Source organism: Paenibacillus sp. 2TAB23 (assembly GCF_052115165.1).
Lineage (GTDB): Bacteria > Bacillota > Bacilli > Paenibacillales > Paenibacillaceae > Pristimantibacillus.
Genome location: NZ_JBFRGD010000006.1, coordinates 317,957 through 324,377, shown reverse-complemented (window position 1 = coordinate 324,377; position 6,421 = coordinate 317,957). Strand labels below are relative to the sequence as shown.

Annotated in this window: 5 protein-coding genes; 3 read left to right on the top strand and 2 right to left on the bottom strand. The window is 41.6% G+C overall.

Going from position 1 to position 6,421, the window contains the following annotated elements; translation table 11 throughout:
* Positions 1–182: 182 nt before the first annotated feature.
* Positions 183–728, top strand: coding sequence for an RNA polymerase sporulation sigma factor SigK (gene sigK / locus AB4Z29_RS12065; RefSeq protein WP_441943289.1), 546 nt, complete (start codon positions 183–185; stop codon positions 726–728).
* A 237-nt stretch (positions 729–965) separates the two neighbouring features.
* On the opposite strand, the gene AB4Z29_RS12060 is transcribed toward sigK, so the two are convergent.
* Complete coding sequence (locus tag AB4Z29_RS12060; RefSeq protein ID WP_441943288.1) at positions 966–2,543, bottom strand: response regulator; 1,578 nt, start codon at positions 2,541–2,543, stop codon at positions 966–968.
* A complete protein-coding gene (locus AB4Z29_RS12055; protein ID WP_441943287.1) occupies positions 2,521–4,365 on the bottom strand; it encodes a sensor histidine kinase in 1,845 nt (614 codons plus the stop codon). The genes AB4Z29_RS12060 and AB4Z29_RS12055 overlap by 23 nt, the downstream gene beginning before the upstream one ends.
* 142 nt (positions 4,366–4,507) lie before the next feature.
* On the opposite strand from AB4Z29_RS12055, the gene AB4Z29_RS12050 reads away from it, so the two are divergent.
* Positions 4,508–5,461, top strand: a complete 954-nt coding sequence (locus AB4Z29_RS12050) for an ABC transporter permease (protein ID WP_441943286.1) — start codon at positions 4,508–4,510, stop codon at positions 5,459–5,461.
* 15 nt (positions 5,462–5,476) lie between these two features.
* Positions 5,477–6,364, top strand: a complete 888-nt coding sequence (locus AB4Z29_RS12045; RefSeq protein WP_441943285.1) for a carbohydrate ABC transporter permease — start codon at positions 5,477–5,479, stop codon at positions 6,362–6,364.
* Positions 6,365–6,421 lie beyond the last annotated feature (57 nt).

Sequence of the window (6,421 nt, the reverse complement as noted above, 5' to 3'; positions counted from 1 at the left end):
TTTCAATAGCCTTCATTTTTACCTCTACGGGGTAACTCACTCTTGTTCCCAAGCAAAAACACCTCCAAGTTGTACGATTATTTTACAATAGTCGCATCTTCAACTTAAAGGTGTTTTATTTTGTCTCACGGTTTGGGGTCAGTTCCCCTCATGACCGTCAAGGTTTTTCTATTGTATTCTACATGGTGCATCAAGTGGTTACATCGGATCGAGTTCACAATGTCAAAAAATTCGATAATACAGGAGAAGATCTGGAGGATTTAATCTCGATTGGGACGATTGGATTGATCAAGGCTATTGAGAGCTTCCAGACTGGGAAAGGCACGAAGCTCGCAACGTTCGCGGCTCGTTGTATCGAGAATGAAATACTTATGCATCTGCGGTCGCTTAAGAAAACTCGGAAAGACGTTTCTTTGCATGATCCGATTGGCACGGACAAGGAAGGCAATGAGATCACGTTGATCGATATCCTCGGCACTGAGGCCGATGATATCGTGGATAAGGTGCAGCTGAAGATAGAGAAATCGAAGATTTATAAGAATCTAGACATACTCGATGACCGCGAGAAGGAAGTTGTCATCGGCTGCTTTGGGCTGGAGCATGGCGGGGATGAGCGGACGCAACGGGAAATTGCGAAGGAGCTGGGGATCAGCCGGAGCTATGTCTCGCGAATCGAGAAGCGGGCGCTTATGAAGCTTTATCATGAGTTTTATAAGGCGAAGAGATAGGATACTCACAGTAGAATAATTTTTGCGAAAACACGAAAAAGTCGACTAGTAGCAAGACTCTTAGTCGGTTTTTTTGTGTTTGTTTCCTATAAAGGAATAGCGATAGGGTTACTTCAGTCGAGATCGTGCAGAGAAACAGGAAGTCACGTTTACTCCAAAAACGGATTCGAACCAATAAAAATTAGCAAACACTTTGAGCCAGGCGCCATATTTAATGTGTAAGTGCTGTGTACAGTTCTATTTCTCAATTGCTAGGAAGCCTCTTGCCGTAATTTTGTATTTCGTAGGGTAAACGCCGGTATGTTTCTTGAACATATTGTTAAAGTAACTTTGGTTATGGTAACCGACCCGGATCGCAATTTCCTGCAAAGGCAAATCGGTTGTCATAATCAGTTCCTTGGCTTTCTCGATACGTTTGATGTTTAAATAATTGGAGAAAGTATCATTCATGGCCTTTATGAATTGTTGTCCCATATACGCCGCATTCACATTAAAAGTATGGGATATGGTTTTTAATGAAATGTTTTCCATGTAATGACGATCAACATAGTCCAGCATGCGCTTGATGATGGGGTTCATATTACCGCCTCTCAGATGAGCAACCTGAAAAGCTGTCTGTGCTAGCGAACTAAGCCAAAGCCTTATTTCATCCATGTTTTGTTGTTGCTGTAGCTCTGCTACAAGACTTCCCTGATTTTTCATCTGAAACGCATGATCAGGGTCTAGTTTATGGGTATAGCTAAGCAAGTGGTGGGCAATTTCAATAGTGACATTCTGTACGAGCGAAGGGGAAACACCTCCTGCACGGGATAGTTCAGATATAGTTTCCTCGATAAAGGTCAATACCCCGGCGTCATTCCCGTTGATCAAACAAGACTGTAACTGAGTATAATCGATGTTGATTGGAATGATGTTTTTCTGAGGAGACTGCTCCGCGTCATCCATTATTGTATTCATTGGCATTACAAGGCTGTAATCCATTAAATGCAAAGCGCGTTTATAACTGAGATGGACGTCGTGCAGCTCCCTCTCCCGGGTCCCGATCGTGATAAACAAATCACGTTTAAGATAGTCTGTAATGGATTCAGAGCAATCCTTTAAAACACTCTGGATTTGTATGGCTGTATCTTCAGAATCGGCAGGAAAAATACATACGATATGTCCATAGGGATCACAGACTGTAACAGCCCCTGTTGCACGCTCTGAGCAAATATTTTCGGCAGCATACTGAACCAAATCCCTGTCACGATCGGTATCGGAATCTTTATATAGGATCTTTATTAAGCTGACGATGATATAAGAGGAATCAAATTTGATGTTGAGCAAATCGGCTCTTTGCTCAAGTTCCTGGCGTCTGATTCGATTTACTAACCAACGGTTGATAATATTATTTCTTAGAATGACTGCATCGTTTCTCAACTGTGTTTGTTCGGATAAATCTCTTTCAATTTTACAGCAGATACCGATTAGCGTATCGGACAACTCTTCCCGATTGACCGGTTTGAGCAAGTAATTCTCAATTCCGAGCACAGCGGCTTCCTTCACCAACGGGAAGTTGGCATGACCGCTAAGAATGACACATTTGATTAGCCGATTAAAGGACTTTGACCACTCGATCAATTGAAGTCCATCCACATCAGGCATTTTTATATCCGTAATCAGGACGTGAATTGTTCTGCTCTTCATGATCGTCATCGCTTCCGATGCTGATTGGACTGTGCCGACTACCTCCATGCCGTAGTCTTCCCATTCAATCAAACGCTGCAAACCTTGAATAATTTTCGGCTCGTCATCAACCAGTAAAACTTTGTACATCACTCAGCATCTCCTCTCGGCTTTTTGTTGGAATACATATACGTACGGTAGTGCCCCTATCGGATTTGCTGTCAATATCCACGCCGTATTCCTTGCCGAATAACAATTGAATACGCCTATGAACATTGGAAAGACCAATTTTATTGTGGTTGATTTCACTAGTGATCCTTAGCTGTTCTCTGATTTGATCCCTCGTCGAGTCATCCATCCCGTGCCCGTTATCCGATATTTCAATCACAATCTGCTGTTCTTGGCTGTAACCTTGGATCGTTATATGGTTTTCGGGTCTCGAATGATCTACAGCATGAATCAAAGCATTCTCAATGATCGGTTGCAACAGATGCTTGGGAATACCGAAATGATGAATGCTTTCATCGATTTGAAAGTCGAATATCAGGTTATTACTATACCTGACATGGTACAACTCGAGATAGCTGTTGCAGAATTCCAATTCATCTTTGATCGTAACGACCAACTCTCCTTTGATGCTATTTCTGAATAGTTGGGCAAGAAGTTCAATCATATGACCTGTACTCTCATCTCCATAGGACAATGCTTCCATTCGAATTACTTCTAGCGTGTTGTACAGAAAATGGGGATTGATTTGGGCTTGAAGCGCATGGATCTGGGCGTCCTTCTGCAACAAATCGGAAATGTATATCTTATTGATATAATCCTTCAGCATATTGCACATATGATTGAAATTAACTGCTATGCTGTTGATCTCATCCTGATTTTTGCTGACGGGAATCTTGTAATTCAAATTGCCCATTTGTACTTTCTGGATTGCCTTATTGATGAGATTAACCCTTTTTGAGAATAATCGAATACTGACGATACCGAAACATAAGGCAAACGCCGCACACACTGCAGCGATAAGTACAACCGTGTTTATGGAGGACTGGATAGATACCATAATTTGAGAGCGCGGCAGTATAGCTACGACATAATAGCCGAGTTTCTCATTATGCAAGGAACTTACGAGACTGGATTGCTCCAAGTTAATCGGTGTCAGACTGTCTGGCCGGAAATGAGGGTATGTCTTCCCGTAATAGTCGCCGGTAGTGTCCAAAATCACGTCACCGTTTTGACTTAATACAATGATTTCAGGTGAAAACTTACCGCTAACCATTTTGTCGAAATGGCGGACAATTCGTTCTGCGTTATAGTTTACGGTCAGGATGGCAATGCTTCGGTTGTACAATGAAGTGTTATCCCCAGCGGAAAGGGCAAAGGGCGCTCGGATGTTCGATGAAATCGAAAAAATACGCAATTGCTTTGAGGTTGCATAATCTTGTAGATATGCGGGAGTAATAGAGAGACCATAAAAATCATCGTCCATATTCCTGAAAGAGGATGTGTTGTTTGCAATAAAACTCTGACTGTTCAAGATCAAATAATTAGAGGTAAACATGAGGTCTTTGCTGATCTTCTTATACAGTACGGAATCAAAAATATCGTTATCCAGGGATGCAACTGCATTAAGGTAGTTATTGATCACAGTTGCTCCCGTGTAATCAGCTTCGGTGTAATTGGTAATTTTTCTGGACAAAAAATCCATCATACTTTGGTGTTGTACCGGATTAAGATAAATCTGTCTTGTCAGTAAAGTTACAAAATCAGATTTTTCCTCCAAATAATCCATTGTTTTGGAAGCGCTTTCTTTGACGTTGAATAGACCGTCTTGTTCGGCAGACCGCTTTAGACTGTGAATGACGGACATGCTAAATAGAATGACCGTAAGGATAATGATCCCCGTGTATATGATAAGAAGTCGATTAAAAAATTTCCGTTTAATAAACCTGGAATATAGTGACAACATCGTTTGGTTAACCTCCAGGCAAAGAATTCATAATTATTGCAAATTACTAAAATTCTAATCATAGCATCCCATTATGGGATCGTATTACTATGAACCTATGGGGCTTCTGAAATTAAACATATCATAGATTAGGGGGAATTAGATGTCAACAAACAACTTGCAGGTCAATAAACAGAAGGTGTACATAGGCAAAAGAAATAAGGGGTTGGATTCTGGAAGAATAACCCTGCTGCTAATGGCAATTCCTTGCGTTATTATCTTGATCGTATTTTCTTATCTTCCATTGGCGGGTTGGGCTATGGCATTTTTCGATTACAAACCAGGGCTCAAAATGTTAGATACCGAGTTTGTGGGCTTTAAGTGGTTTGTGTTCGCGTTTGACGACCCGGAGTTGTCCAACGTGCTGCGCAATACTCTTGTACTTAGTTTTCTCAGTCTGATATCTACGCCAATTGCTGTAATATTTGCAATCTTCCTTATGGAGATGACGAATAGCAGACTACGTAGGCTTATCCAGACGATAAGCACATTACCCAATTTTATTAGTTGGATTCTGGTCTTCTCTTTTGCATACGCTATTTTTGCCCCAGGGGAAGGCATTCTTAATAAAGTACTGCTCAATCTGGGGTGGATCTCTAAACCGCTTAACCCTTTGGCAAACCCCGACATTGTCTGGTATTTTCAAACAGCCATCTCGATATGGAAATCGCTGGGCTTTGGAGCCATCATCTATATTGCTGCAATTGCAGGAATCGATCAGGAACAATACGATGCAGCTTCGGTGGATGGGGCGGGTCGATTCAAGCGGATGTGGCATATCACGATGCCCGGTCTAATTCCCACTTTCATAACACTGCTGTTGTTGAATATAGGCGGGATGCTAAATACGGGATTTGAACAATACTTTCTGTTTCAGAATGGACTTACCCAATCCAAGATTCAGGTGCTGGATGTATATGTTTATAGGCTTGGCATCACGCTCAATAATTATCCGATGTCTACGGCGATCGGAATGGCCAAGACCGTTATCAGTGTTATTCTGCTGTTCAGTGCCAACTATATTTCGAAGAAATTGAGAAACCAGTCGATATTTTAACAAGGAGGGAAAACGATGAAAAAAAGAGATTATACCTTTCAAATTATCAATGCAACCATTTTCTTGTTTTTCACTTTCTTGTGTATCTATCCCTTCTACTACATCTTTATTGCCTCTGTGAGTGATGCGCAAGCTGTAGCTATGGGAGAGGTGCTTTACTTCCCAGTCGGATTCCATCTAGATAATTTCAAAAGTGTTCTAAAGCTGGACGGAATTCTGATGGCTTTCGGTATCTCAGCCGCAAGAACGATCATTGGGACTGCTTTGATGTTGTTCTTCTCCATCATGTTGGCATATGTGGTAACTAAAAATATTCTTCCAGGAAGAAAGTGGATATATAGAGCTACTGTGATTACGCTTTTCTTTAACGCCGGACTCATTCCCTGGTTCGTTATCATGAAAATCCTATCGTTAAACAACACCTTTTGGCTCTATGTACTGCCTGGAATGATTTCGCCTTTCGCAGTTATATTGATCAAGACGTACATGGAATCGATTTCGACTGCGCTTGAGGAGTCGGCCCTAGTCGATGGAGCCGGATACTTTACGATTTTATGGAGGATTACTGCACCGGTTTGTCTGCCGGTAATCGCAGCAGTAGCGGTGTTTAATGCGGTGAGTCAATGGAATGCCTGGCAGGACAACTTTTTCCTTGTATCCAATCCGAATCTTCAAACGTTACAGCTCATGCTTTACAACTACCTGCAGCAGGCGGAGTCTCTTGCCAGAGCAGCAATGCAGGGTAATATCAATCTGGAAAATGTTGCGAGCAACAAACAACTTGATTCGTTTTCGATCAAGACCACAATCACTATGGTAACGGTATTTCCGATCATACTTGTATACCCGTTTATGCAAAAGTTTATTGTAAAGGGCATTATGCTTGGATCGGTAAAAGGATAACTTTCGTTATTGCCCTGCTTGCAGGTTACAATAAGCATTATTTTAAAAATATCAGGG